The sequence below is a fragment of the Paenibacillus senegalimassiliensis genome (genome assembly GCF_001486585.1).
Classification (GTDB): domain Bacteria; phylum Bacillota; class Bacilli; order Paenibacillales; family Paenibacillaceae; genus Fontibacillus; species Fontibacillus senegalimassiliensis.
Genome location: NZ_LN909044.1, coordinates 787,393 through 812,867 on the forward strand (window position 1 = coordinate 787,393; position 25,475 = coordinate 812,867).

The following is a 25,475-nucleotide window of genomic DNA, read 5'->3' on the forward strand; positions in this document are numbered from 1 at the left end:
CTTAGGAAGTCGGAGGTGTTAAACTGTCTGCAGACGGAACCTGCCTCAGTCTGCGGGAGGAGATTGGAGCGTGTACATACTCTGATCCTCTAGGCGAATCAGTACCTTCCCATAGCGCCCCTCCTCCCGGATGACGACCCGATCAGATGGATAGGCCTGTGCTAAATAATCGCTGACAATCTTACGTTTATGATCATCCATCGGTAGGCGGTGGTGGTATTCCAGCCAAGTCATCACTTCCTGTATAGCCACTTCTCTGGTGACTTCCTTCGACTTGCCTTCTCTCGTCACCAGCGATTCATAGGAATACCCTTTAAGGTACAATAGATGTAATAAATAACCCATTTCGGTAAGCTTCGATGGATAGGGCTGATCCGTGACCAGCGGCCAAACTTCCTTGACCAGGTTATGCTCAGAAGGAACGACCGGCATACTGAGATAACAGAACTTGCTGGCACACTGAAGCAACTTCTCTACACTTTCCCAATCATGAATGACTGGACACATTGAGACGAAAACCAGATCAAAGGACTTGTCCCAGCCCATCGCCGTGACGTCAATTTCTTCAAATGGGGAGGGTACAATTTGCACCTGTCCATCGGCAAAATCTGAAGTATTCTGCTTCAACAGGTCAATTAACGGGGGTGAGGTCTCTATCGCCGTTATCTTGGCCCCTCGCTCTGCGAACGGCACCGAGAATACTCCGGATGCTGCGCCAATATCAAGTACAGAGGCATTGTCCAGCGTTACTCCCTGCCCCTCCAGCCAACCCATAATTCGCCGGGATCGCTCTTTGCCTTCTTTACTGAACGATTGCTGGTCAAAGGTCTGTGCCTTAGCGTCAAAGGATCGGGTAAAATCGATTCCATTCTTCTTCATTCTGGCACGCTTCACCTCAGACTCTTCCTTCCATATGCTTTCCCACACTTCTGCATTAAAAAAATCACTCATCGAAATCCCACGCTTTCTATATTAGAATTAAATAAAACATTTAAAGACCTTTAATATCCATGATTAAAATAAATAAAAAAATAGATCAAGCCTTTTAATTATGGATATATATTGTCTATAATATGGGATTGAACTATGAATTGCAATACCCCTTTTATAACTAAATGTAAAGTAAACTTGACTTTCACAGCCTTTTGCTATATCTTGAATGTAAAGTTAGCTTTACAACACAGAGTGAGGTAATCGGTTTGAAAAACAAAATTGAATTCTTCCGGCGTGAGTACCAGATGACTCAGCAAGAGCTCGCTGAACGGGTTAACGTATCACGACAAACAATTATTTCGTTGGAAAGAGGACGCTATAGTCCCTCGATCAGGCTGGCTTACAATATTGCCCGTGTGTTCAACACAACGATTGAGCAGGTTTTTATCTTTGATGAAGAGGAGTGATGGGATTTGAGAACCTGGAACCTGGCTTCCATCGGTATGGGGATCATCGGCGTAATTGTTTTTACAATAGCTCTCTATCAAGCCATAGTGCTAAATAACGACGAACTGTCATTTGCTATGCCACTGGGGTTTGGCTTACTCATTTGCTCCATGATCAATTTTGTCGTGCTGTACTTGAATAAAAAGAAAGCAAACCCAGTCCCCCAGACAGAAAATGACGAGCGGATTATGGCACATGGAAAAGCTGCTTTTTCCGTTGGTTTTATAGTTATGATTTTGGTTAGCATTACGATTATGGTACTATACCAGTTCAAGCTCGAATTAAATGGTTTCGATTCAGCCATTGTGATGTTGTTAAGTGGCATTCTATCCAGCCTGGTGTATTTTGTGTATAAGCTTTCCAACTATTGAGATGACATGCCTATATTAAGATTGCAGCAACAACGGCCTTCACCCTATTTTTCAATGGGATGGAGGTCGTTTTGCTTTATTGGGCAATGCTATGAAGAGTTCATCCTATGGCTTAAAGTTCATTTTTAGATCATATTAGTTGCATAATACAACATTATTTTAATTTAACTCTCAAACAACTAACAAAGTGTTGTAATAAAGCAACAATATGCTATACTTAGGGCGATAGTTGATGTATCAAGTCATCTAGAGGAGAAGATAAAGATGGAACAGTATTTCTTTCAAACGGCCCGTAGTATTATCGCGGGTTGCGGCTCCTTAGAGCGAATTGTGGAGCATCTGCAAAAGTTAGGTCCTTTGAAATCGGTACTTCTGGTATCGCAACCTTTTCTTCAAAGCAGCGGGACGCTGGATGAAGTAACGGCTCTCTTGAACCGCGGCGGCATCGCCGTGCACCCGAATACTGATGTTCAGCCCGAACCGACTATTGCTCAGCTTGATGAGCTCTATAACGCCATTGCCGAAGTTCCTTGTGATGCCATCATCGGTATCGGTGGAGGCAGTGTGCTGGATGTCGTGAAGCTGCTTTCTGTGATGAAAACCAATAACCTTTCTGTACGAGAAATGCTGGGAACCGATCTGATCCCGAATCCCGGTATCCCAACGGTACTGATCCCTACCACTTCGGGCACAGGTTCGGAAGTAACGCCAAACGCCATTGTAACTTTACCGGAGGAAGAGCTGAAGATCGGTGTGGTCAGTCGCTATTTGCTACCTGAACTCGTTATTTTGGACCCGCTATTGACGCTGGGCCTACCACCTGAGATTACGGCTTCGACAGGAATGGATGCCTATACTCATGCGCTCGAATCGTTTATTTCGAATAAGGCTAACCGCTTCAGCGATATGTTTGCTCTGGAATCCATCCGCAATATCTCCGGGAGCATCTTGCAGGCTTATCACCACGGCGACGACAGACAAGCCAGAGAAGCGATGCTGATTGGCTCCATGTACGGAGGAATGGCGCTTACTTGTGCTGGAACGGCGGCTGTCCATGCTATGGCTTACCCCATTGGTGGGAAGTTCCATGTGCCGCACGGCGTGGCCAATTCCATGCTGCTGCCTCATGTGATGGAGTTTAATCTCGATGCGATTGTGGAACGGCTAGCTATCGTTGCCGGGGCGATGGGACTTCAGACAGGAGAAGGACAACAACGTGACGCGGAACGTGTGATTGAACAGATTCGATTGTGGACACAGGAAATGAGTATTCCACAGGATCTGACGCTGTTTGGAGCAGCACGTGAAGACATTCCTGAACTGTCGCTGGCAGCTTCTCAAGTTACCCGGCTGATGAACAATAATCCAAAATCGATGTCAATTGATGATATTGGATCTGTGTACGCCAAGCTCTTCCATTAAGCATCAGCAGGACTGTTTAATACTTCCTAAAGAGTAATGGTTGGGTTATAATGGCATAAAAAAACAAGGATGAGTCGTTGCATGAAAATTAAAACCATCGTCATTGCTCCTTACCCGGGGTTATCTGAATTAACGTTAAGCTTGCAGGATGAATTGCAGGAGTTCGAAGTTGTTGTAGAGCATGGAGATTTGTCCAGGGTGCTGCCGCTGATTAGTCGTATTCACATGGAAGGCTATGACGTCATTATCAGTAGAGGCGGTACCGCCAAGCTGCTGCAAGAGCACTCTTACCTGCCAGTTGTAGAGATTCCTGTTTCTGGATTCGACATACTGCGAATTCTGACCCTGGTAAAAGGATATAATGCCAAATGTGAAATGATTGGATTTCCCAACATTATTGAAGGCTTCATGTCCGTGTCCAGCTTGATGGAGGTCAATATCTCTTACAAGGTAATCCATCAAGAGCAGGAAGTTGAAGCTGCCCTGGCAGATGCCAAGGCCAGAGGCATTCAGGTGGTCATTGGTGACAGCATCACGGTCAAAATGGCAGCGGAAAGCGGAATGCAGGGCGTGCTGATCACCTCCGGCAAAGAGTCTTTAATGGAAGCGTTCTCGCGGGCAAGACAGCTCCATAAATCGGCTGAGAAGCTGCGGAACAAGAACGAGATGTACGAGTCCATGCTAGGCAAGTTGCAAGGTGGGTATGCGGCTGTAGATCAAGGCGGCAAGCTGAAGTTCGCTAACTCCTGCTTCAAGCAACTGCTGAAGCTCCCTGACACAGCAGATACGTTGTACACTCTATATCCAGGGCTGCGTGAAATGCTGCGCGATGTTAGTCGGGGAGCAGAATTTGACCGGACAACAGCCGTTCATGAACCGGAACAAGGTCTGGTTATACAGGTACAATCCCTACCCATTACCGATGAACGACAGCTCTATATGCTACTTGCGTCCAACGAGGAACCCGAACATATCGGTCTCACCGCCAGCTACCTTCTGGCCGATGCCCCTTACTTCTCCCATCAGGAAGAAGATCGGCAAGAAGCGGACTTTCTGGCTTATCCGGTAGCTGTATATGGTGAAAAGGGCAGCGGGCGCAAGCGCTACATTATTAATGCCACAATTGCGGAATCCCGAGACGGCATCCTGTACCTCAAGATTCGCCAATCGTCGGAAGAAGTGCTGAAGGTCATGATGGAACTGATGCTGTACGGCGGTGGTCGCGTCACTGCTATTGAAGGAGCTGAGATCCTTTCTGCTAAGCAGCAGAGAGAGCTGGCAGAGTTCATCCTTAAGCGCAAGGTGAAGACGGTGTTCCTATTTGATCGAGACCCGGAGACACTTGCTACTGAGGAACAACTGGCTGGCAAGATGCTTCGCAGCTTTCAAAGCCGCAACTTCTCCCTTTCCGCCTTACGAGATACATCCTGGCTGGAACGTAGCATCCGTGCCTGCCTGATTTGGACGAATGAACGTCAAGGCAAGCAGATTGTGGGGATTCGCGAGGAAGTCATGGAAGTGCTCCTGGCGCACCCATGGCAGGGTAATTTTACCGAGCTACGCACAGTGATGGACCTGTTTGTCTCCGCAGCGGAAGGACCGTTCATTGAACAGGAAGCGTTGACCTTGCTGGAGGAAGGAAGTCGGAAAGCTCAGAGCGAATTGGCTCCGGACCTCAGCAAAGATGGATTGAACCTGCGGCAACCGCTGGAGGACATCGAGCGAGATATTATCCGCACCGTGCTGGAGCAGGAGGATATGAACCAGTCCCTCGCCGCCAAGCGGCTTGGCATCAATCGCTCGACCCTATGGCGTAAATTAAAAAAAGACTAACATTTAAGTACATGTTCAAAAGCCGGATTTATAGGACCGAGAAGGTTGGATGAAGCTAGGGGCTGAGTAGCGGAGCTACACGTTTTCGGAGAAAACGACTTTTGAACAACCTCTAAAAAAATAAATAACTGCCTCTGGAGCAGTATCGAGCCGTACTTGTGTATTGGTTGTATGGAGGGGGGGTAGAAAAATGAACATTGCCGTCATCGCAGATGACTTAACCGGAGCAAACGATACAGGCGTGCAGATGGCTCGTCAAGGCTTGGCCACCTCTGTACTGCTTGAGCTAAAAACGGGCGGCGAACAAGAAGCCGTTGTATTTGATACCGACAGCCGCTCTCTCCCTCCCCTGGAGGCTTATCAGAGAGTCAAGGATGTCTGTCTGTTCCTCGAGCGTGGTGGAGAAGCCTCCGCTCCTGTCGTATACAAGAAGTTTGATTCCACGCTGCGTGGAAATATTGGTAGTGAATTGGATGCTGTGTATGAGACGCTGCAGCCTGACTTTATTGTCATCGCCCCTTCTTTTCCCAGGGCTGGTCGCACGTTAAAGAACGGGATTGTGTATGTGAACGGAAGGCCGCTACATGAGACAGAGATGGCTTATGATCCCAAACATCCCGCTACAGAATCCACCTTCTCAGCTATTCTTGAGCGGCAAAGCCGCCATCCGTCGGCCCTCATCTCATTGGAATGGCTTAGAGGAGAACGCGCCAAGCTGGATGAACGGATTGCTGGATACCGTAATTCAGGAATTCCCTATCTGGTGTTTGATGCAGACCGGGAAGAGGATTTGGCCTTGATCGCCTCTTTATTCCCCGAAGGGGTCGGTCACCCGAAAGTGGTATGGGCCGGATCTGCCGGCTTGGCTGGCGCTTTGACGGCGCAAATTCTCCGCACTATGAGAGAAGATCCAAAGCAAGCTAATATGATATTATCGGGCGAAAAACCAGCATCGCCTACCAGAAATTCCCTGTATAACGATGCGAACTGTGTGATTATTGTGGTCGGCAGCGTCAACCCGTGGTCACGTAGGCAACTCACTGAACTGGTGAAGGAGGAAAACGTCTCGGCTATCGTGGTTGAGTCAAGCAAGCTGCTGTTCCCTGACTCTTGTGAAATAGAATTAGACCGGGTCCGCAAGCTGGCCATTGACAGAATTTCGCAAGATGGTAAGCATGTAGCTCTCTATACCTCAGGCGATCCGGAAGAAGTTGAACGAGTTCGCAAGCTCGGGGAGAGCAATGGGCTAAGCCCTACAGAGATTGGCGAGCGCATTAGTGCGGAACTAGGCCGGGTGGCTGCTGATATTATCGCCGAATGCGGAATCCGCCATATGGTATTGACCGGAGGAGATACCGCAAAGCAAGTCTGCCACCATTTAAGCGATGTAGAAATCAAGCTGATTGATGAGGTGGAGAACGGGGTTCCGCTTGGACGGACGCCGGGTGAATCAGGCAGATATATTATTACGAAAGCAGGAGCTTTCGGCAGCGATCAAGTATTGGTTCGCTCCATGAAGGCCTTGCAGAGAGGTGTGAGCATATGAAGCCGATTATTGCCATTACGATGGGGGATGCAGCCGGTGTTGGGCCTGAGATCATCGTGAAAGCGCTGTCCCATGCTGATGTTTACGACATGTGTCATCCGATTGTCATTGGTGACGCCGATACGCTAGAGCGAGCAGCCGTAATCTCAGGTCAGAATGATCTGAAAATTCACACGGTGGAGAAAGTGGCGGAAGCGCGTTTCGAGCAAGGAAGTATTGATTGCATCGACCTACATCTGCTGCCAGAAGCGTTGCCTTTCGGGCAACTGTCTGCCGCAGCGGGAAATGCAGCATTCCATTATATTGCCAAGGCCGTGGAGTTAGCCAAGGCTGGCGAAGTTCAGGCCATCTGTACGGCTCCACTTAACAAGGAAGCCCTACACAAGGGAGGCCATCTCTATCCGGGGCATACAGAAATTTTGGCCAAGCTGACCGAGACCGAAGATTTCTCCATGATGCTGTCCACAGGCCAACTCAAGGTCATTCATCTCACGACTCATGTTGGGCTAATCAAGGCTGTAGAGATGATTACTCCAGAGCGTACCTACAATGTACTGAAGCTAGCAGATCAGGTGCTGCGAACAGCAGGCAATGAGCATCCACGCATCGCCCTGTGTGGAATCAATCCTCATGCGGGGGAGAATGGCTTGTTCGGCAACGGTGAGGAAGAAGAGAAGCTGGTTCCTGCCGTAGAGAAAGCACGGGCAGAAGGCATGGATGTATTTGGTCCAGCACCGGCAGACACCTTGTTCTACCGAGCCATGCGCGGAGACTTCGACATCGTTGTAGCCTGCTATCACGACCAGGGTCATACGCCGATCAAGGTGCTTGGCATCGAAGAAGGCGTCAATATCACCATCGGACTGAAGGGCGGTATTATCCGCACCTCCGTTGACCACGGTACAGCCTTTGATATTGCCGGTAAAGGCATTGCAGATGAACGAAGCATGCTGGCAGCGATCCGTTCTGCCGTCGAGCTGGCTCCGGCTGAATCAGAGCTATAAGTTGAATTAAGATATGGCAGAACAAGCAAGCGAGAAAAATGATTCTGAAGATATAGACACATGAACCAACAAGGAAGGACTGAGATTGATGCTCGAAGTAAAGGGAATTATACCTGCAATGGTCACTCCGTTCAATTCCCAGGAGGAGATCGACGAGAAGGCCTTGCGAGAGATGGTCAACCGTTATATCGAAGCCGGAGTGCATGGACTTTTTTGCCTCGGTACCAATGGAGAATTCTTTAACCTTTCGTTTGAAGAGAAGCTGACCGTTGCGCAGATCGTAATCGACGAGACAGAAGGACGCGTGCCGGTGTATGCCGGGGCAGGCTGTCCCGGAACGAGCGAGACCCGCCGTCTTGCTCAGCGACTGGAGCAAGCTGGAGCCGATGCACTATCGGTCATCACGCCGTATTTTCTGACCTATACGCAGCCAGAGCTACAATATCACTTTGAGGCTGTAGCAGGAGATACATCGCTCCCTATCGTGCTTTACACCATTCCGGCCCGTACAGGCAATACGCTCACCGTGCAGACCGTAGCCAAGCTGGCTGAGTTACCAAACATAGTGGGCATCAAGGACAGCAGCGGCAGCTTCGATAACATCCTGCAACTGATTGACCGCACACCGGATTCGTTCTCTGTACTTGCCGGAACCGATTCACTGATCTTATCCGGGCTTATGTCAGGGGCCAAGGGGGCTATCGCGGCAACAGCCAACATTTTCCCATCCACGGTGGTGTCCATTTATGAACATTGGAGCCGTGGTGAATATGAGCAGGCCGAACAGGCACAACGCGTTCTCCGCGAATTGCGGGCGGCCTTCGCACTCGGTACCTTACCTTCGGTGTTAAAAGCGGTACTCGAAGAGATCGGTTTGTCGGCAGGACCGTCCCGTCGTCCCGTCGCTCCTTTGACGCCACAGGCACTCAAAGAAGTACGCCAGATGGTGGCTAATTACACGGAGAGAGGTTTACTATGAAATTCGTTAATGTTATTGCAAAATGCAACTAATTAAAAAAAGAAATAGCACAAAAAAGGTTTTGTGCGCAAAATTCCATGAGGTATAGCTATTTTTGCATTAATAATATAATTAGGTCGTGAGATACTAATTATAGAAACACCTACAATGCTTCAAATTACATTAAGAGGGGGAACACAAGTTGAGAAAAAAGAAAGCGTTTTATTTAGTCTTTGCTACCTTGCTTATGGTAGGTAGTATATTAACTGCCTGCTCGCCAAATGCCAACACGAACAAAGGTAACAACGGAAATACTAATACAGGAGGAAGTGCCAGCGGCAGCTTTTCCTATCTGATGCATGACAAGTTCATTAATTGGTTGAAAGAGGACAAGTGGTATCCATATGTGGAGGAGGCAACTAGCACCACCGTGGAATTCGTTCCGGGCGGCTCCAATGACGATGAATACTATGCTTCCGTAGACCAGAAGATCATCAGCCGCACCTTCCCTGATTCAGGTATCGTGTCGATCTCGCAAGCTACCGTGTACGGTGCGCAAGGTGCATTTGTCGATCTGGCTCCTTATATCGAGGAATTTGGTCCCAATATCAAAGCCTATATTGAAGCGAACCCAACTTACAAAACACTGATTACCAATGAAGACGGACAAATCTTCGGCTTAGTCTCCGAAGCACCGCGGTTTGCGGACTTCATCTTCTATCGTGCCGATCACTTTAACAAGGCTGGAATTACAACTGTGCCTCAAACGATCGACGAGTTGACTGACGCCATGCGCAAATTGAAAGCGCATTACGGAGCAACTGACAAGAACTATTATCCGATGGTCGGCCGTGAAGGCTACATTCGCTTCCAAAGTGCCTTCAATGCAGCCGCCAACTATGATGATGGTGTATCCAGAGGCATATATGGCAATGGTAAAACAGGTACCGACCTCTACTCGGAAGGGTACAAGCACATGGTGGAATGGTACAAAACGCTTTATGATGAAGGTTTGATTGATCCCGAATGGGTAGCTGGCTCCGGTACTGAGGAGAGCTGGGAATCGAAGATGCTGACTGGACAAGGCACCCTCAGCTATGACTATCTGACACGTCCATCATGGTTCCTGGATAACGGCGGACCCGAAAATGATCCGGACTATACGATTGCTATTCTGCCTTATCTGAAGGACCTGAACGGAAACCCATCGGTACAGAACACAGAAACACAATACAACATTTTAAGAGCTATGGTTGTTAACGCAGACAGCGAAGACAAAGCAGAAACGATTATCAAGTTCCTGGATTACCTCTATTCCGAAGAAGGACAAACACTGGTATCCTGGGGCGTTGAAGGGGAAAGCTATAAGGAAGAACGTGGAGAGAAGCAATACATTGTGGACTTCTCCGAACAGGAAGCAACACCTGCTGGCGAGCCACGCTGGTCTTTCCTGAACGACCGCCTTACCTTTGCTAAACCTATGGATAACGATGCATTCTACTCCTGGAATACGGAGCTTGTACGCAAAGCAGCTCATGAGTTGTTCACAGATGAGAATCTGAAGACTGGCGTGCAAGTCACTTACACAGCAGATCAAGCTAAGAAACTAGCTGACCTGTCCTCCAAGGTGAATGAAGCTGTTAACGCTGGTGTGACTCAATTCGTAACTGGTAAACGTGCAATGACGGAATGGGATGCATTCCTCGGTGAGATGGAAGCCGCAGGATACAAGGACATTGTAGCCATTCAACAAGAAGCTTACGACGCAATGTACAAATAAGTATCATCATCCGCGCCATCCTCTCCAGGGACGGCGCGGACCCTAATTAAGCAAATCTACAGATAAATGGGTGGTGGAGAAAGTGATAACAAGCGAAAGAATGACGAAGCTTCCCCGCAAATCATGGATGCAGCGTTTTCTCTCCTATATGAATACTAACAAGCTACTGCTGCTCATGCTGTTGCCTGGTCTGATCAGCTTGGTATTGTTCAAGCTAGCTCCGCTGGGTGGCATGATTATCGCTTTTCAAGATTTCAGCGCTTTCCGCGGTGTACTGGGCAGTCCTTTTGTCGGTCTTGCGCACTTCATGCATATCTTCGAGGACCCTTATATTTGGACCCTCGTCAAAAACACGATTATTCTCGCGTTCTATTCCTTGCTATTCACGTTCCCCATTCCGATTCTGTTCGCTTTACTGCTGAACGAGGTACGGGTCCGCTGGATTAAGGGAAGCGTGCAATCGCTAAGTTTCTTACCTTATTTCATCTCTTCGGCGGTTATGGTCAGCATTCTGTATACGCTGCTCTCGCCATCAACTGGTCTTGTGAACGATATTCTGGGCCGACTGGGCCTGGATACGATCTACTTTATGGCTGAACCCGGATGGTTCCGCAGCAACTATGTATTACTTCAGGTATGGCAAACCTTCGGCTACTCAGCAATCGTGTATATTGCTGCCATGGCAGCGATTGATCCATCTGTTTATGAATCAGCTTCGCTGGACGGCGCCAGCCGCTTTCAGCAAATGCTTCACATTACCTTGCCATCCCTTAAGCCAACGATTGCCATCATGCTGATTATCAGTGTGGGTAATATTTTCACGGTCGATCTGGACCGGATCTTGCTGATGTACAACCAAAGTGTCTACGAGACAGCCGACGTCATTCAGACTTATGTATACCGCCTGGCCTTCGCCAGCACGGGATTCCCGGAATACAGCTACGGCACGGCAGTGAACTTGCTGAAATCCGTTGTCGCCTATGTTCTGGTTGTTGGCACTAACAAGTTGTCCACTAAATATTCCGATACGCGACTATTCTGAGAAAGGAGTGGGATGATGAGCACGAAAAAATTCAGCCTGTTCGACATCTTCAACAACCTATTTCTACTATTGATTGCTCTTATCTGCACGTACCCTTTCCTGTATATATTCTTTCTTTCCATCAGTGATGGGAGAAGCATCGCCGCAGGGGATGTAGTGTTCTTCCCGAAGAACCCCAATCTGCAAGCCTATCAATATATTCTGACGAATTCGAACCTCGGCATTTTCAAGGGGCTGCTGAATTCAGGAATTTATACGGTTCTTGGCACCGTGGTTGCCCTGCTGCTGACGTATATGACAGCTTATGTGTTATCCCGCAAACAGATAAAAGGGCGCTATATCATTATGAGCCTGTTCGTATTCACCTGGGTATTTGAAGCGGGGATTATCCCAGCCTACGTCGTTCTGAACAAACTGGGCTTTGTCGACAACTGGCTGGTTATGATTATTCCCAATGCGATCAACGTACAGTTCCTGATTATTACGAAGACCTTCCTCGATGGTCTGCCACCTGAGCTTGAGGAAGCAGCCAAAATTGATGGAGCTAACGATTTCCAGATTATGAGTCAGGTCTATCTGGCCATCTCCAAGCCGATCTTGGCGACCATTGGCGTCTTCTACGCCGTGTTCATCTGGAACCAATACCTGATGCCGCTGATTTACTTGCAAAATCCGGACCTTCAGACCATTCAGGTTATGCTGAAAAGGCTGGTTATCAGTTCGGGGGATTCCAATACCGCCTTCCGCACGATTATCCAGAACGGCATTATGCTGAATCCGGGCAACCTGAAGGCTGCGGCCATCTTCGTGGCCATGGTCCCAATTGTCCTGATCTATCCGTTCGTACAGAAGTATTTCAAGAAGGGGATTCTAATCGGTTCCGTGAAGTAACCCCACCCAATATAGCTAACCGAAGGAGCGCGTTATGTTAAACAATCCAATGATCGAACTCAATGACCTTACTGAAGACGGCAAGCTGTATTTCAACCGCCGCCTTGGACTCGTAGAGTCCTTGCTGCCTTGCGATTTTGAAACAAGTCATGCCTGCGACCTGCAAGAGCTGCCTAATGGCGATTTGCTCTGTGTCTGGTTTGCCGGTTCCGATGAAGGCAACTCGGATGTCAGCATTGTGATGTCCCGCCTCGCTGCCGGCTCCGAGGCCTGGACTCCTGCAGTGAGAATCTCCGACGATAACGGCTTCAGTGAGCAGAACCCGTCCTTATTCCTTCATCCGAACGGTGAACTGTGGGTGATGTACACGGCTCAGCGGGCCCGTACAGCGGATGAGCATCCCGAATTCAACCTGCAATATACCTCCAAAATTTACCGCAAGGTGTCCAAGGACAATGGACATACCTGGGGGCAGGCAGAAGTTATGTTCTCACGCGAGGGATCGTTCTGCCGTCAGAAAATCCAGATTCTGTCCAGCGGAAGATGGATCTTCGAGAACTGGATCTGCTTCAATGACAATACTCGCAACGGCAGTGATATCACGGTTATGAATATCTCTGATGACGAAGGGGCCACTTGGCGCAGCGTCGAGGTTCCTGAGAGTCGTGGCCGCGTTCACTGTAACGTGATTGAGATGGAACCGGGCAAGCTGATCGGACTGTTCCGCAGCCGGGCAGCAGACAATATTTATTTTGCCAAATCCGACGACAATGGAGATACTTGGACAGAGCCGGTGCGCACCGAGCTACCGAACAATAACTCCAGCATTTCGGCCATTAAGCTTGAGAGCGGGAATCTCGCCATCATCTATAATGATTTGCGCTTCAACGACAAGCCGGATATCACCGTCTGGCCGTTCGAACGCTGTCCGGTTACTGTCGCTATCTCTGAGGATGAGGGCAGAACCTGGCCATACCGCCGCCATGTGGAGACGGGCGAAGGCTTCAGCGGCCACAAGAACCTGATTCGCAACCGCCGATACGAGTACCCTTGCATTATGCAAGCTGCGGACGGAAGCATTCATGCGGCTTATTCTTTCGGCAACCGTCGCACGATGAAATTTCTCTCCTTCACAGAGCAATGGGTGACTGGCGCCGAATAGGCCGGCCCCTTGCTCCGCCCCTTATGGGGCTTTCTTTGAAATCATTAACATTACGGGTAACTCTCTGGGGGTGAAGCAGGGATGGAAGAGCATATCGTACAACATTTTCACTCACCAACCAAAATGCAAATGGAGCAGTCTCCTTACATTACCTGGGCAGGTCACCGAAAATGCGGCAAAGATCATGTCGTAGGTCCACGCGTCCTGGAGAATTACAAGATGGTATTTGTCATCAGCGGCAAAGGCTACTTAACGCAGGGCGATCATGTTAACAAAATAATGAGCCAGGGCGACATGTTCATGCTGATTCCCCGGGAGAAGCACTTCTACTATGCCGATCCCGAGGACCCTTGGGAGATCATGTGGGTCTCCTTCAACGGCAAGCATATTCCCTATTATTTGAGCCTGATGGGACTGGATATAAATCACTGTTGCCTAACAGGAATTACTACGCATACTATCATCAACAAAATGCTGCTGCTGATCCAGGAGCTTCCGGAGTCGCAAGACGGGCAACTGCTATGCATCAGTTATCTGCTGCATATCTTCCACCTGGTGGAGCAAGGTACCAAGCATTATGGCGAAGCTGGCCTGCGAACCGGGTCTGAAAGTGTGGTGCAGCAAGCCGTTCTGTTCATTGAGCAAAATTATTACATGCATATCGATGTTGATATGCTGTGCAAGCACGTTAACTACAGCCGTTCCTATCTATCCCGTTACTTCAAGCGAATCACCGGAATGTCCATTCCGGAATATATCGGGAAGATTCGCATCCAGAACGCCAAGGTGCTGCTGCAGGAGACAGACCTTAACATTCAGGAGATTTCGGCTTCCGTGGGCATATCGGATTCCCTCTATTTCTCCAAGCTCTTTAAGAATGTGACGGGAATCTCTCCTATGTCTTATAAGAAAAACAATCAGGGGCTTTGACTAAGGAGGAATACCCATGTTTGATTTTGAACATAGTGTGGAATTTAAAGAGAAGGACCTCGATCTGCTAACGGTTGGTGAATTGCTAGTGGACATGATATCTGGCGATTACGGTGATACCTTGGAGAACGGGACGTATCACCGCTATTTCGGCGGCTCGCCCGCAAATATTGCCATGAATACCAAGAAATTAGGCATCCGTCCCCTTGTAGCATCTGCGGTAGGTGAGGATGGGCTGGGGCAATTTCTGGTCGAGCATCTGAATAGAGCCGAGATGGATACAAGCTGCGTGCAGCGGGTGAATGAATCCACCAGCCTGGTCGTGGTGAATAAGAGCCAGTCTACGCCCATTCCGATCTTCTACCGGGGAGCCGACTACCGCTTGGGCTTCACCGAGGAACTACGTGCTGCGCTGCATCGGACGAAGATCGTTCACTTCTCCTGCTGGCCCTTGTCCAGACAGCCCGTTAGGTCGGCCGTAGAGCAAGTGATTCAGGAAGCGCGTCAGAACGGAACGCTCGTCTGCTTCGACCCCAATTATCATCCCGCCCTATGGGAAGAGGGTGAAGATGGGGTACAATATTTGAAGACCATTCTTCCCCTTGTCGATATTGCCAAGCCTTCGGAAGATGATGCCGAGCGGTTATTCGGAAAGGACACCCCGGAGAATCAGCTTCAGAAGTTCCTCGACCTGGGCGTGAAGCTGGTCATTCTGACCTTGGGCAAGGATGGTGCGCTCGTCTCCAATGGACAAGAGACCTTGCAATTCGATACGCTGGCAACAGAGGTCACCGACACAACAGGGGCCGGGGATGCCTACTGGTCCGGATTCTATGCCGCCCTTGTGAAGGGCTATCCCGTGGGCAAGGCGCTTGAATTCGGGCTGGCTGTCAGCGCGTACAAGCTGCAATATACAGGGGCCGTCGTCGACTTACCGCTACTTGAGACGTTCAAGACGAAGTACCAACTCTAGGAGGACAAGCAGCATGACGATTCACAATCAAGTGCAACTGATTACGTATCCTGATTCCCTGGGCGGGAGCTTGCAAACCTTAAACCAGGTGCTGAATGAGCATTTTGCAGATATTTTCAAGGGTGGCATTCATATCCTCCCTCCGTTTCCTTCTTCGGGGGACCGGGGATTTGCCCCACTTACGTATTTCGAGATTGAGCCTGCCTTTGGCTCCTGGGAAGATGTACGAGCCATTGGCGAGAAGCATGATATCCTGCTGGATGTGATGGTCAATCATATTTCGCGGCAGTCAGCTTATTTTCAGGATTTTCTGAAACAAGGCAGACGTTCACCCTATGCCGATTTGTTCCTCACGTTAGACAAAGTCTGGGCCGATGGACAACCTGTTCAAGCCGATATTGATAAAATGTTCCTGCGTCGCCCTCGTCCCTACTCCACCTTCACGATTGAAGAGACGGGCGAAGAAGAAAAAGTGTGGACGACGTTCGGCAAAACCGATCCATCCGAGCAAATTGACCTTGATATTCATTCAGAGCAGGTCAAGCGTCTGCTAACGGATATCTTCGAGAACTTCCGCAAGAATCACGTGAAGATTGTGCGGCTGGATGCAGTAGGCTACATCATCAAGAAGCTTGGGACAAGCTGCTTCTTCGTGGAGCCCGACATCTATGAGTTCCTGGACTGGATTAAGGAACTGGCCGATTCAATGGACATCGAATTATTACCAGAGGTTCATTCCCACTACAGCATTCAATATAAGCTGGCTGAGCACGGCTTCTGGATTTATGACTTCATTCTGCCCTACCGTATTCTGGATACGCTCCTGAATAAAAATGCGGATGCGCTGAAGAAGTACCTAACCACGCGCCCCGCCAAGCAGTTCACCATGCTGGATTGCCATGACGGCATCCCGGTAAAGCCCGACCTGGACGGAATGATTGACACCAAGGAAGCGCGTGAGCTGGTCGATACTTGCCTTGAGCGCGGGGCCAATCTCAGTCTTATCGTGTCTGACGAGCATAAGGATGAGGATGGATTTGATGTGCATCAGATTCGCTGTTCTTACTATTCCGTGCTGAGTAGTGACGACGACGCTTATCTGGCGGCCCGTGCCATCCAGTTCTTCACCCCGGGTATTCCGCAGGTGTATTATGTGGGACTGTTGTTCGGAGAGAACGATGAAGAGGAAGTACGCCGCACGGGCGAAGGTCGGGAGATCAACCGCCATAACTACAGTATGGACGAGATCAAGCAGGCCGTGGGCCAAGGTGCCGTTCAGCGCCTACTCGCGTTAATTCGCTTTCGCAATGAATACCCTGTCTTTGGCGGCGAGTTCCACGTATTGGAATCAGCCAGCCATGAGGTCCGGCTGGAATGGACCCAAGGTGAGCTACGCTGCACCCTGCATATTGACCTGAACCAAGGCCGCACAGTCATTGATTATGTAGATACAGAAGGAAAAGTTGCTCAGTTCGAAGTGTAACGGCACAGATGAATAGATAAGACCCCGGGAATGAATGTTGAACTACAACAACGTTCCCGGGGTCTTGCTTTTGTTTAAATGAGCGAATGGCTTTTAGGCTTAGGTGTGGGCAAGACATCTTATGCGCTATATAAGTTGAATTAAAGAAAAGGCAACACAAGCAAGCGAGAAAAATGATTCTGAAGAAGCGGAGCGTTCGCCTTTGGGAATGGATTTCTACCTTATAAGAATTTATTGAATAAAAGAAATCCATGAGGGGCAGCGATCGTAAGAACATTTTCTCGTCTGCTTCTTTGCGTTAAACATAAGTTCAACTTATATAGTCCGCGTTTGCCTTAACTCTGCCACACAGTTATTATAATTATGATTCTAGACGTTTTTTTCACCATACATGATGAGGAGTTCCTTATGAAAATTCCACGTATTGCCGTTGTCGGCAGTTTAAATCAAGATCTCGTTGTATCCTCTGGCCGGATGCCTTTACCGGGCGAGACGCTCACTGGGGAGTCTATTCACTATATTCCAGGAGGCAAGGGCGCCAACCAGGCGGTGGCCTGTGCCAGACTTGGCGCCCAGGTTGATATGATTGGTGCTGTGGGCGACGATACCTTCGGCCGCTCCATGTTAGCTGAATTGGAGGGGTTTGGTGTCTCTACGAGCAACGTCTCCCAGCTTACGGATACGCACACCGGTGTGGCATCCATTGTGCACACCCCCGAGGATAACAGCATCATTATCGTTCCCGGTGCCAATGGACATGTAACGGCTGAACGGGTTGAGCAGTCAGCCGAGACCATACGCCAAGCCGATATTCTGCTCGTGCAATTGGAAATTCCGCTGGATGGCGTCGAAGCCGCTCTACGAATTGCGCGTGAAGCTGGTGTGCCAACCATTCTTAATCCGGCACCGGCCCGCGAGCTGACCCCTCATATTTTGGCGTTGGCTGACTATTTTACACCCAACGAGACCGAGTTCGCCTTCTACAGCAGTTCTCTGCAACAGCAAGCATCCCAAGTGGAATCGGATTGGCAAGCTGCGTTAAATGAATGGAGCCGTCACTACAGCCATAAAGTGATTTTGACCCGGGGGCGTGAAGGCGCCTCTTATCTTCAAAATGACCAGCCCATGACGATTCCCGCGCCGATGGTCAAGGCTGTCGATACCACCGGAGCTGGTGATTGCTTGAATGGAGCCCTTGGCTTTGGTCTGGCCTCGGGATGGAGCCTGGAGCAATCTCTCGCCTTCGCCGTGCGAGCCGCTTCGCTCTCCGTCATGAAATTTGGCGCCCAAGCGGGAATGCCTAGCCTTAAGGAAGTACAGTTGTAAGGGGGACACAAGCAATGGAATCGTGGACACAAGCGCAGATTGAAGACATCCTTCGGGAGCATCGCCAGACCTTCCACAGCGGCTGCACACGTAGCGCAACATATCGTCTGGAGCAGCTTGAGAAGCTGTCTGGGGCAATCCGGCAGCATGAGCAGGAACTATTATCGGCTCTGTATCAGGATCTCCATAAGAGCGAATTTGAGGCCTACGCTACAGAGATTGGCTACACCCTGGACAGCATTCGCAGCGCAAGCAAGCATCTTAAGCGGTGGATGAAGCCAAAGAAAGTCAGAACACCCCTGTATCATGGACTTGCCAAGAGCTATATGCACAAGGAACCTTATGGCACCGTTCTAATTATTGGCCCCTTTAACTATCCGTTCCAGCTACTGATTGAACCGCTGATTGGGGCTATTGCCGCCGGGAACACCGCCGTCCTGAAGCCTTCGGAGAATACCCCGGCGGTCACAGCGGTCATCAAGAAGCTGATCGGAAATACCTTCGATGAATCGTATATCCGTGTCATTGAAGGCGAGAAGGAGACTACTTCGGCGTTGATTCACTCCCCCTTCGACTACATCTTCTTTACAGGAAGTGTGCCTGTAGGCAAGATTGTGATGGAGGCGGCCGCCAAGAACCTCATCCCCGTCACGCTTGAGCTGGGAGGCAAGAGCCCAGCTATTGTGGATCGAACGGCCAATCTGGAGGTTGCTGCCAAACGGATTATTTGGGGAAAGATGTTGAATGCAGGCCAGACTTGTATTGCTCCGGACTATGTATTGGCTCATGAGGAGATTCAGGAGCCGTTGCTGGAGAAGATGAAGTTGGTCCTCGCCGCTTTTTTCGGAACCGATGCCAGATTGAGCGGCGACTATGGACGAATCGTTAATGAACGTCAGTTCGATCGGCTAGCAGGCATCTTGCAAGCGGATCAGGCCAAAGTGCGTGTTGGGGGTCACGCCCTCAAGCAGGAGCTCTACATTGAGCCAACGCTACTCGCCCCTGCCGCTTGGTCAGATGCCGCGATGCAGGACGAACTCTTTGGACCTATCCTGCCGATTGTGAGCTTTGGTAGTCTGAATGAGGCCATTGAACAAGTGAATGGTCGGCCCAAGCCGCTTGCGCTGTATTTGTTCACAGAGGATTCCCTTGTTGAACGGGAGGTGCTGAGCCGTGTCTCCTTCGGCGGAGGCTGCGTGAATGATACGATCAGCCATGTGGCCAACCCTCAGTTGCCCTTTGGTGGAGTAGGCCATGCCGGCATCGGTGCCTATCATGGCAAACACAGCTTCGAGCTGTTCTCCCATACCAAAAGTGTGCTGAGCAAAAGTACAAAGCTCGACATCCCGTTCTTGTTCCCGCCTTATGGCGACAAGGTGAAGTGGGTACGCAAAATCATGCGCTAATAGGACGATCATTGTACCACTCCACTCTTCTGGTCCTGTTTTAGGCCATAATCTTGCAGCCTTTGGATACAAGCCATTGCTGCATAACGCTGAATGCCTGCTCCCTATCCAACTCGTAGAAGACAGCTACTTCTTTCTCATAGGCATAGTTAAAACGTATATAGCCTTCCAGTTGTCGATAGAACAGGAGGCAAACATAGGGAGTCTCTATGGAAAAGTCGGGCGGATAGGCTGCCCGGCACTCTCCGGCCAATTCGGGTAGCGAAGGCTGGCCTTCCCCTGTCTGCAAATGCAAAAAGACATGACTCCGTGTGCCTGTCCACGGCTCATAATAAACGCCGTCCTCCTGGCTGCGTTCGTACACCTGGCGGTAGATATCATCAAGCACTAAAGAATACGTATCGTCGTCCCCCGCCGTCTGTGCAGCCTGTTCCTGTTCTAACGAAATTGCCTTGACCTGATCTGCATGACGGGGCAGCCAGAGCAGTCCGGCCTTGGGATGCACCGCCAGAAAGTCACCATCTACCGTTGTACCTATCGAGATACACTCGCTAATTTGCTGCTCTTGAATGGGACTATCCTCGTCAAATTCCCATAACCCATAATCAGCGAAGGGCTTCAGTACCTCTGTATCGGGCAATTGGACATTCATCCAACCTCTGTAAGTCCCTTCACCCCATCTCTGTATGAACTGAACGTAGCCTGCCGGGTACAGAGCCAAGTCCTCACTCGTGAGCAGTTGACTCTGGCTCTCTTGCAACGGTTGTGACCGAGATACGATATACATTGATTTATCCTCCCCGCTTAGGTCCAAGCCCAAAAAAATCCGTCGCGGTCCCAGGCAATTCGGCCGCCATGCTGCTTGCGGAAGGCCTTCTTCACCTCTTTGGACAGCGAAGCATTTCCGTTCTCATTCACGAACACAAAGGATTCACCGAAATGAACTTTCACATACTCGATGGCATCCGCCTGATATAACGTCCCTCGAAACCTGATTTCCTTGACCATCCATTCCGCTACTTCCTGCGCGGTTACTTCCATGGGTGTTGCTCCTCTCTGCTTATAAATATCTTCGTTTATATAACAAAGTCATTTGACTGGCTATGTACTCCGCGCTATATTCGCTGCCATCCTTAATCCACCACATCATAATTCCCATCAGGGACGATATCATCACATCAATAGAGACCAGTTGCTTGGTGGGGTCTGGCTTCCCCACCATTCTCCGTTTTTCAATCGTGTTCTTCAATAGGTTGGACAGGTGGCCTGCAAAGCTCTTATGCTCCACTATTACAGCAAAGACCTTCCGGTGCTCTTGGAAATAACTCAATAAGGTGGCAATATGTTCGGGTTCGTTGCTCCCCCCTATTTTTAATAACGGCTCCACTTTCTTAGAAAGGTCGTCAAAGATTTCATGCAGCAACTGGCGCAGTAAATCGTTAATATCTTCGTAGTGCAGGTAAAACGTTGCCCGATTCAACCCCGCACGACTGGTGATTTTTTGAACCGTTAATTGGGAAATCTCCACATGATCCGCCAATAATGAAAAAACGGCTTCCTTTATCATCTTTTTTGTACGAATCGTGCGTGGATCTACCCTCTTTTTCGTATCCATGTTCATCCCTCTACATTCTTTATTGATATTTCGTCAACGAATCGACCCATTCTGTCAATTAGTCGACAGTTTTAGGGAAATTGCAAATAGGATTAACGTTTTGGGGCTGATATAATTCATTTTATCGACACCGTGTTGAAAAAGCAATGAAGAGAGGCTCCGCTATGCAAGAAAAAACGAAGGAAGTAAACAAAGGGATTCTACTAACCATCTTAATCCTGGGTTGTTTCTTATCTATGCTTAACCAAACGCTAATGAATGTGGCCTTAAGTAGCCTAATGGATATATTCGATGTTACTGCCACCACCGTTCAATGGCTGTCAACAGGCTATATGCTGATTAACGGAATATTGATTCCCGTTACTGCCTATTTAATGCAACGTTTCACCACACGCCAATTATTTCTAAGTTCTATGTTATTTTTGTTAGCCGGGTCTATCATCTGTGCTGCAGCTCCCAGCTTTAGCGTACTCTTAGCCGGACGAATGATTCAGGCCGTGGGTGCCGGCATTATCATACCACTCCTGATGAGTGTTGTGCTCGCCATCTTCCCGGTGGAGAAACGCGGTGGGGCGATGGGGCTGCTCGGACTGGCCGTGATATTCGCTCCTGCCATCGGGCCAACCCTCTCGGGATTTATTGTGGAATATCATTCCTGGCGCTGGTTATTTATTGGCCTCATTCCTTTTGTCGTTATTGTTATCCTGCTGGCCATCAAGTTCTTAGTAAACGTATCTGAAACTTCCAGGTCCAAGCTTGACATGCTAAGTGTTCTCTTATCGACGATGGGCTTTGGTTTGATTCTCTATGGCTTTAGTAGTGCGGGGAGTAAAGGTTGGGGGGATGCCCTGGTCATTGCTACCTTGGCAATTGGAGCTCTTGTAACGGCCTTGTTCTGTATTCGTCAGATCAGATCGGGTGACCCTTTGCTGAACCTGTCTGTCTTTAACCATAAAATCTTTACCTTAACGTCCCTGATTAACCTGCTAATCACCATGATGATGTACGCGGACATGATTTTATTGCCTATCTATTTACAGAAGGGCCGTGGTTTCACAGCATTGGAAGCCGGGCTTCTACTCCTGCCGGGTGCACTGGTGAATGCGTTCATGTCACCCATCACCGGCAAATTGTACGATCAATTTGGGGCGAAGCCGATATTTATCACAGGCCTACTGTTCATTATACCCGCCATGTGGGCCGTAACCGATTTATCGGCATCCACCACCTATATGTATCTCGTAATTCGAACCATCTTCCTACGACTAGGCTTAAGCTTTATTACTATGCCGCTCAATACGGCCGGACTTAATGCATTGCCCAAAGAATTGGGTACGCATGGCACCGCAGTCAGTAATACCATACGGCAAATTGCCGGGGCCATCGGGACGGCTGTCGTCATTACCATTTATACTAATCAGGCGACAAGTCATGCGGCTTCTCTGATGCAGAACAAGGCCTCTACTACGACCGAGCAACTCAAAGCCCTGGCATCGATTTTAGGGGCGAGCGACGCCTACTATTTTATGATGATTTTATCCATTGCCGCGCTTGCCATCACCTTATTTATACCGATGAAGCGCAAAATTTCCGTGGAGCAACCAGCCAACTCAGCCAGCAAGGAGGATTCCGTATTGTAGCCTCATGGATTACATCTGCTCTCCCGTATACTTTTCCAGGGCCACATAAGCTCCCTTGTTACGGGCACGTTTGACAATGGCTGCAAAGAGATAGCGCTGAATCCAGAGGGGAATGCCCACAATCAGGGTGTTCTGCAGGGTTAAGACCAAGGCGGTATGAGCCAGTGAACGAGGATTACCCTTCTCATCCGTCAGCCCATCGTCCATAAGCCCGTAATGAATGCGCACTGATTGCTCGAACTTGCTCGGAGGCGTAAGCCGAACACGGAATAGAACGGGCTGCTCATGCTCATTGGTAAAGGTATGAGGCGTTCTGAGGGGAGCCATGCAGCGGTCACCCCGTTGCAATACATGCTTGGCTTTATTTAAGGTTACGGTGAGCGTCCCCGTAAGGACCTCGAATTCCTCTTCAAACTGATCATGAATATGAAGCGGTGGTCCCTTCCCAAATGGAGGGAGTGCAACTTCAATCAATAAATACTTTCCATTTGTATCGTCTGCTGTTTCCAAAAAAGTAATCTGTTCACCCGTGACTTGATTTATAACGGTTTGTTTCATCCCTACTCGCCCCTCTATATTTATTCCATTTGCTCTCCACATCATAGTAGAATCCCAGATAATTGAGGTCCTACTAAAGTAGTAGTCAGCAAAAAAGAGGAGCGTATCTTATAAGCGGGTTAGAACTACCACCCCTTAATTTCCAACAGCTCGTATTGAATAATGCCCATCGGTGCATCTACGTTGATAGTATCGCCGATGGCTTTACCTATCAGCACTTTACCAAGCGGGCTTTCATAAGAGATCTTACCGTTCACCACATCTGCTTCAGCAGGTCCAACAACTTGATACTCCAGTGTGTCGCCGAACTCGATATCTTTTAATACAATATTAGAGCCCACGTGAACCGTGCTTGAACTAGTATGAGTCGTATCTGCAATCTGGGCATTGTTCAGCATTTTCTCCAAAATGATAATGCGTGTCTCCATAAAAGCCTGATCGTCCTTAGCTGAATGGTACTCGCTATTCTCCTTCAAATCGCCATAACTAATGGCCAGCTTGATACGCGCCGCCAGCTCTTTGCGTTTCACGTATTTAAGGTCGTCGAGTTCCGCCTGTAACTTGTCGAATCCATCCTGTGTTAATATTACTTCTTCTGCCATGCCGCTACCCCCATTTAAATTATTTATCTGATTTGTTTATTTCCGGTTCGCCTCATGCACTTTCAGCAGCTTGCCCTTGACGGTTGTGTCCTTCATCTTACCCAGAACGAGGTGCCCTTTGCCGTTGAGAATATCCACGTAGGAGGCATTCTCCTCTATCGTGATGATCCCTATGTCATCGGCCGACACCCCTTCAATCTTCGCAATTGTACCGACGAAGTCTACCGCTCGGATCTTCTTTTTCTTCCCCCCGTTAAAATATAGCTTCAGAATTTCCCGATTCGTACGAGAGTCCTGGCCCTTCTTGACCGTTCGACGGTTCTTCATCTTCGACTCAAATGCAGGGGTATGACGTGCGATTTCTTCCTTGGAAGGTTGGCTCCTCGTCGGGATCTCAAACCCTATATATTGCTCAACGTTAGCAACAAATTTCCCTTCGGTTGGTGTGGCGAAGGAAATGGCTGTCCCCGATTGTCCAGCTCTTCCCGTTCGTCCGGTTCGATGGACATAGCTCTCGTTCTCTTGCGGAAAATCGTAGTTGATGACATGGCTGATGCTCTCAATGTCGATCCCTCTCGCAGCGACATCCGTTGCGATCAGATAGCGAAAATTGCCTTGTTTGAACGCGTTCATCATTGCCGTGCGATCGTCCTGCTCCATTCCCCCATGAATTCTGCCGCAGGGGTATCCGTGCTTATGCAGCTCTTTATACACCACTTCAACCCTGATCTGCGTACGGCAAAAGATAATGCAGCTTTCCGGATTCTCAACGATCGTGACCTCCCGGAGCAATTTAAGCTTGTTCTCGTCTCTGACCGAATACAGTGAATGCTCGATTTGGCTTGTCGTTCTTGCCTCGGTCTGTACCTCGATGTCCAATGGGTGATTCATATATTTATGGCATAAACGCTCCACGTCCCTCGGCAACGTCGCCGAGAATAACATGGTCATTCGATTCTGGGGCAGTTCGCGAATAATCTTCTCCACATGCTCGATGAATCCCATGTTCAGCATCTCATCGGCTTCATCGATGACTAGAAACTTGATCTGCTCCAAGTCGATGGTCTGCTTCTCGATATGATCAATTAACCGCCCAGGTGTGCCTACAATGACGTGGTTTCTCTGCTGTAGCTGCACCTTCTGTTTGGCGAATGGCTGCTTTCCATACACGGCAGTCGCCTTGATTCGTTTATATCGTCCGATATTCATAATATCCTGCGTAACCTGATCGGCAAGCTCACGAGTTGGCGTCAAGATCAGGGCCTGAGGCCGATTCTCTTCCCATGCGATCAGCTCGCAGATCGGAATGCCATAAGCCGCGGTCTTCCCACTTCCCGTGTGAGACTTGACGGTCATATCCTTGCTCTCCAGAGCGAAGGGGATCACCTTGCGTTGAACTTCCGTGGGTTGATGATACCCCAAGCTGTCCAATGACCGGGTAATGTCCTCGCCTAATTTATAATCTTTAAAGCCTTGCTCGCTCATAAGTAAAC

The 25,475-nt window shown here is 49.1% G+C and carries 24 protein-coding genes; 17 read left to right on the plus strand and 7 right to left on the minus strand.

Translation table 11 applies throughout. The annotated features are described in order from the left end of the window. Positions 1-45: 45 nt before the first annotated feature. Positions 46-951, minus strand: coding sequence for a class I SAM-dependent methyltransferase (locus BN3279_RS09360; RefSeq protein WP_059050343.1), 906 nt, complete (start codon positions 949-951; stop codon positions 46-48). Positions 952-1,199: 248 nt separating this feature from the next. Here BN3279_RS09360 and BN3279_RS09365 point away from each other — a divergent pair, with 248 nt between their 5' ends. From BN3279_RS09365 to BN3279_RS09440, 16 genes are all read left to right on the plus strand, one after another. After that, positions 1,200-1,400 (plus strand): helix-turn-helix transcriptional regulator, encoded by a 201-nt coding sequence (locus BN3279_RS09365; protein WP_059050344.1) that lies wholly within the window; start codon positions 1,200-1,202, stop codon positions 1,398-1,400. A gap of 6 nt (positions 1,401-1,406) precedes the next feature. Continuing rightward, positions 1,407-1,811 (plus strand): hypothetical protein, encoded by a 405-nt coding sequence (locus BN3279_RS09370; protein ID WP_059050345.1) that lies wholly within the window; start codon positions 1,407-1,409, stop codon positions 1,809-1,811. A gap of 264 nt (positions 1,812-2,075) precedes the next feature. Next, complete coding sequence (locus BN3279_RS09375; RefSeq protein ID WP_059050346.1) at positions 2,076-3,233, plus strand: iron-containing alcohol dehydrogenase; 1,158 nt, start codon at positions 2,076-2,078, stop codon at positions 3,231-3,233. A gap of 81 nt (positions 3,234-3,314) precedes the next feature. Continuing rightward, the gene (locus BN3279_RS09380; RefSeq protein WP_059050347.1) at positions 3,315-5,066 is read left to right on the plus strand and encodes a PrpR N-terminal domain-containing protein; all 1,752 of its coding nucleotides are present in this window, start codon (positions 3,315-3,317) and stop codon (positions 5,064-5,066) included. A gap of 190 nt (positions 5,067-5,256) precedes the next feature. Continuing rightward, positions 5,257-6,612, plus strand: a complete 1,356-nt coding sequence (locus BN3279_RS09385; RefSeq protein WP_059050348.1) for a four-carbon acid sugar kinase family protein — start codon at positions 5,257-5,259, stop codon at positions 6,610-6,612. Further along, positions 6,609-7,616: a 4-hydroxythreonine-4-phosphate dehydrogenase PdxA gene (gene pdxA, locus BN3279_RS09390; protein ID WP_059050349.1), complete on the plus strand. Its 1,008-nt coding sequence runs from the start codon at positions 6,609-6,611 to the stop codon at positions 7,614-7,616. The genes BN3279_RS09385 and pdxA overlap by 4 nt, the downstream gene beginning before the upstream one ends. An 88-nt stretch (positions 7,617-7,704) precedes the next feature. Continuing rightward, entirely contained in the window at positions 7,705-8,595 is an 891-nt protein-coding gene (gene dapA, locus BN3279_RS09395) for a 4-hydroxy-tetrahydrodipicolinate synthase (protein ID WP_059050350.1), read from the plus strand. 181 nt (positions 8,596-8,776) lie between these two features. After that, positions 8,777-10,354, plus strand: coding sequence for a type 2 periplasmic-binding domain-containing protein (locus tag BN3279_RS09400; RefSeq protein WP_059050351.1), 1,578 nt, complete (start codon positions 8,777-8,779; stop codon positions 10,352-10,354). A 100-nt stretch (positions 10,355-10,454) separates the two neighbouring features. After that, entirely contained in the window at positions 10,455-11,396 is a 942-nt protein-coding gene (locus BN3279_RS09405) for an ABC transporter permease (protein WP_059050352.1), read from the plus strand. Between the two features lie 15 nt (positions 11,397-11,411). Continuing rightward, complete coding sequence (locus BN3279_RS09410) at positions 11,412-12,287, plus strand: carbohydrate ABC transporter permease (protein ID WP_059050353.1); 876 nt, start codon at positions 11,412-11,414, stop codon at positions 12,285-12,287. Between the two features lie 34 nt (positions 12,288-12,321). Next, positions 12,322-13,449, plus strand: coding sequence for a sialidase family protein (locus BN3279_RS09415; RefSeq protein WP_198343576.1), 1,128 nt, complete (start codon positions 12,322-12,324; stop codon positions 13,447-13,449). A gap of 81 nt (positions 13,450-13,530) precedes the next feature. Next, entirely contained in the window at positions 13,531-14,379 is an 849-nt protein-coding gene (locus tag BN3279_RS09420) for an AraC family transcriptional regulator (RefSeq protein WP_059050354.1), read from the plus strand. Positions 14,380-14,395: 16 nt separating this feature from the next. Continuing rightward, positions 14,396-15,352, plus strand: a complete 957-nt coding sequence (locus BN3279_RS09425; RefSeq protein ID WP_059050355.1) for a carbohydrate kinase family protein — start codon at positions 14,396-14,398, stop codon at positions 15,350-15,352. A 13-nt stretch (positions 15,353-15,365) separates the two neighbouring features. Then, positions 15,366-16,835, plus strand: coding sequence for a sucrose phosphorylase (gene gtfA, locus BN3279_RS09430; RefSeq protein WP_059050356.1), 1,470 nt, complete (start codon positions 15,366-15,368; stop codon positions 16,833-16,835). A gap of 408 nt (positions 16,836-17,243) precedes the next feature. Further along, positions 17,244-18,161, plus strand: coding sequence for a ribokinase (rbsK, locus tag BN3279_RS09435; protein ID WP_059050357.1), 918 nt, complete (start codon positions 17,244-17,246; stop codon positions 18,159-18,161). A 14-nt stretch (positions 18,162-18,175) separates the two neighbouring features. Continuing rightward, on the plus strand, positions 18,176-19,567 hold the full coding sequence (locus BN3279_RS09440) for an aldehyde dehydrogenase (protein ID WP_059050358.1): 1,392 nt from the start codon (positions 18,176-18,178) through the stop codon (positions 19,565-19,567). A gap of 40 nt (positions 19,568-19,607) precedes the next feature. On the opposite strand, the gene BN3279_RS09445 is transcribed toward BN3279_RS09440, so the two are convergent. From BN3279_RS09445 to BN3279_RS09455, 3 genes are read right to left on the minus strand one after another with little or no spacing between them, the layout of a single operon-like run. Further along, complete coding sequence (locus tag BN3279_RS09445; RefSeq protein WP_059050359.1) at positions 19,608-20,354, minus strand: hypothetical protein; 747 nt, start codon at positions 20,352-20,354, stop codon at positions 19,608-19,610. A gap of 17 nt (positions 20,355-20,371) precedes the next feature. Further along, positions 20,372-20,608: a DUF6953 family protein gene (locus BN3279_RS09450; RefSeq protein ID WP_059050360.1), complete on the minus strand. Its 237-nt coding sequence runs from the start codon at positions 20,606-20,608 to the stop codon at positions 20,372-20,374. 19 nt (positions 20,609-20,627) lie between these two features. Beyond that, positions 20,628-21,182, minus strand: coding sequence for a TetR/AcrR family transcriptional regulator (locus BN3279_RS09455; RefSeq protein WP_059050361.1), 555 nt, complete (start codon positions 21,180-21,182; stop codon positions 20,628-20,630). Positions 21,183-21,346: 164 nt separating this feature from the next. Between BN3279_RS09455 and BN3279_RS09460 the strand changes: the two genes are divergently transcribed. Continuing rightward, entirely contained in the window at positions 21,347-22,822 is a 1,476-nt protein-coding gene (locus BN3279_RS09460; protein WP_059050362.1) for a DHA2 family efflux MFS transporter permease subunit, read from the plus strand. A 9-nt stretch (positions 22,823-22,831) separates the two neighbouring features. Here BN3279_RS09460 and BN3279_RS09465 read toward each other — a convergent pair whose 3' ends face one another. The 3 genes from BN3279_RS09465 to BN3279_RS09475 all read right to left on the minus strand — a co-directional run bounded on the left by BN3279_RS09465 (position 22,832) and on the right by BN3279_RS09475 (position 25,467). Beyond that, positions 22,832-23,380, minus strand: a complete 549-nt coding sequence (locus tag BN3279_RS09465; RefSeq protein WP_059050363.1) for a cupin domain-containing protein — start codon at positions 23,378-23,380, stop codon at positions 22,832-22,834. A 125-nt stretch (positions 23,381-23,505) separates the two neighbouring features. Beyond that, a complete protein-coding gene (greA, locus tag BN3279_RS09470) occupies positions 23,506-23,982 on the minus strand; it encodes a transcription elongation factor GreA (RefSeq protein ID WP_059050364.1) in 477 nt (158 codons plus the stop codon). Between the two features lie 36 nt (positions 23,983-24,018). After that, complete coding sequence (locus BN3279_RS09475; protein ID WP_059050365.1) at positions 24,019-25,467, minus strand: DEAD/DEAH box helicase; 1,449 nt, start codon at positions 25,465-25,467, stop codon at positions 24,019-24,021. Between the last annotated feature and the right edge of the window lie 8 nt (positions 25,468-25,475).

Bases quoted from the DNA above. Each gene is read 5' to 3' on its own strand.
- rbsK (WP_059050357.1), top strand. From the start codon at position 17,244: ATGAAAATTCCACGTATTGCCGTTGTCGGCAGTTTAAATCAAGATCTC.
- BN3279_RS09425 (WP_059050355.1), top strand. From the start codon at position 14,396: ATGTTTGATTTTGAACATAGTGTGGAATTTAAAGAGAAGGACCTCGAT.
- BN3279_RS09420 (WP_059050354.1), top strand. From the start codon at position 13,531: ATGGAAGAGCATATCGTACAACATTTTCACTCACCAACCAAAATGCAA.
- BN3279_RS09405 (WP_059050352.1), top strand. From the start codon at position 10,455: ATGACGAAGCTTCCCCGCAAATCATGGATGCAGCGTTTTCTCTCCTAT.
- dapA (WP_059050350.1), top strand. From the start codon at position 7,705: ATGCTCGAAGTAAAGGGAATTATACCTGCAATGGTCACTCCGTTCAAT.
- BN3279_RS09475 (WP_059050365.1), bottom strand. From the start codon at position 25,467: ATGAGCGAGCAAGGCTTTAAAGATTATAAATTAGGCGAGGACATTACC.
- BN3279_RS09375 (WP_059050346.1), top strand. From the start codon at position 2,076: ATGGAACAGTATTTCTTTCAAACGGCCCGTAGTATTATCGCGGGTTGC.
- BN3279_RS09380 (WP_059050347.1), top strand. From the start codon at position 3,315: ATGAAAATTAAAACCATCGTCATTGCTCCTTACCCGGGGTTATCTGAA.
- pdxA (WP_059050349.1), top strand. From the start codon at position 6,609: ATGAAGCCGATTATTGCCATTACGATGGGGGATGCAGCCGGTGTTGGG.
- BN3279_RS09415 (WP_198343576.1), top strand. From the start codon at position 12,322: ATGTTAAACAATCCAATGATCGAACTCAATGACCTTACTGAAGACGGC.
- BN3279_RS09440 (WP_059050358.1), top strand. From the start codon at position 18,176: ATGGAATCGTGGACACAAGCGCAGATTGAAGACATCCTTCGGGAGCAT.
- BN3279_RS09455 (WP_059050361.1), bottom strand. From the start codon at position 21,182: ATGGATACGAAAAAGAGGGTAGATCCACGCACGATTCGTACAAAAAAG.
- BN3279_RS09410 (WP_059050353.1), top strand. From the start codon at position 11,412: ATGAGCACGAAAAAATTCAGCCTGTTCGACATCTTCAACAACCTATTT.
- gtfA (WP_059050356.1), top strand. From the start codon at position 15,366: ATGACGATTCACAATCAAGTGCAACTGATTACGTATCCTGATTCCCTG.
- BN3279_RS09450 (WP_059050360.1), bottom strand. From the start codon at position 20,608: ATGGAAGTAACCGCGCAGGAAGTAGCGGAATGGATGGTCAAGGAAATC.
- greA (WP_059050364.1), bottom strand. From the start codon at position 23,982: ATGGCAGAAGAAGTAATATTAACACAGGATGGATTCGACAAGTTACAG.
- BN3279_RS09465 (WP_059050363.1), bottom strand. From the start codon at position 23,380: ATGAAACAAACCGTTATAAATCAAGTCACGGGTGAACAGATTACTTTT.
- BN3279_RS09460 (WP_059050362.1), top strand. From the start codon at position 21,347: ATGCAAGAAAAAACGAAGGAAGTAAACAAAGGGATTCTACTAACCATC.
- BN3279_RS09445 (WP_059050359.1), bottom strand. From the start codon at position 20,354: ATGTATATCGTATCTCGGTCACAACCGTTGCAAGAGAGCCAGAGTCAA.
- BN3279_RS09360 (WP_059050343.1), bottom strand. From the start codon at position 951: ATGAGTGATTTTTTTAATGCAGAAGTGTGGGAAAGCATATGGAAGGAA.
- BN3279_RS09385 (WP_059050348.1), top strand. From the start codon at position 5,257: ATGAACATTGCCGTCATCGCAGATGACTTAACCGGAGCAAACGATACA.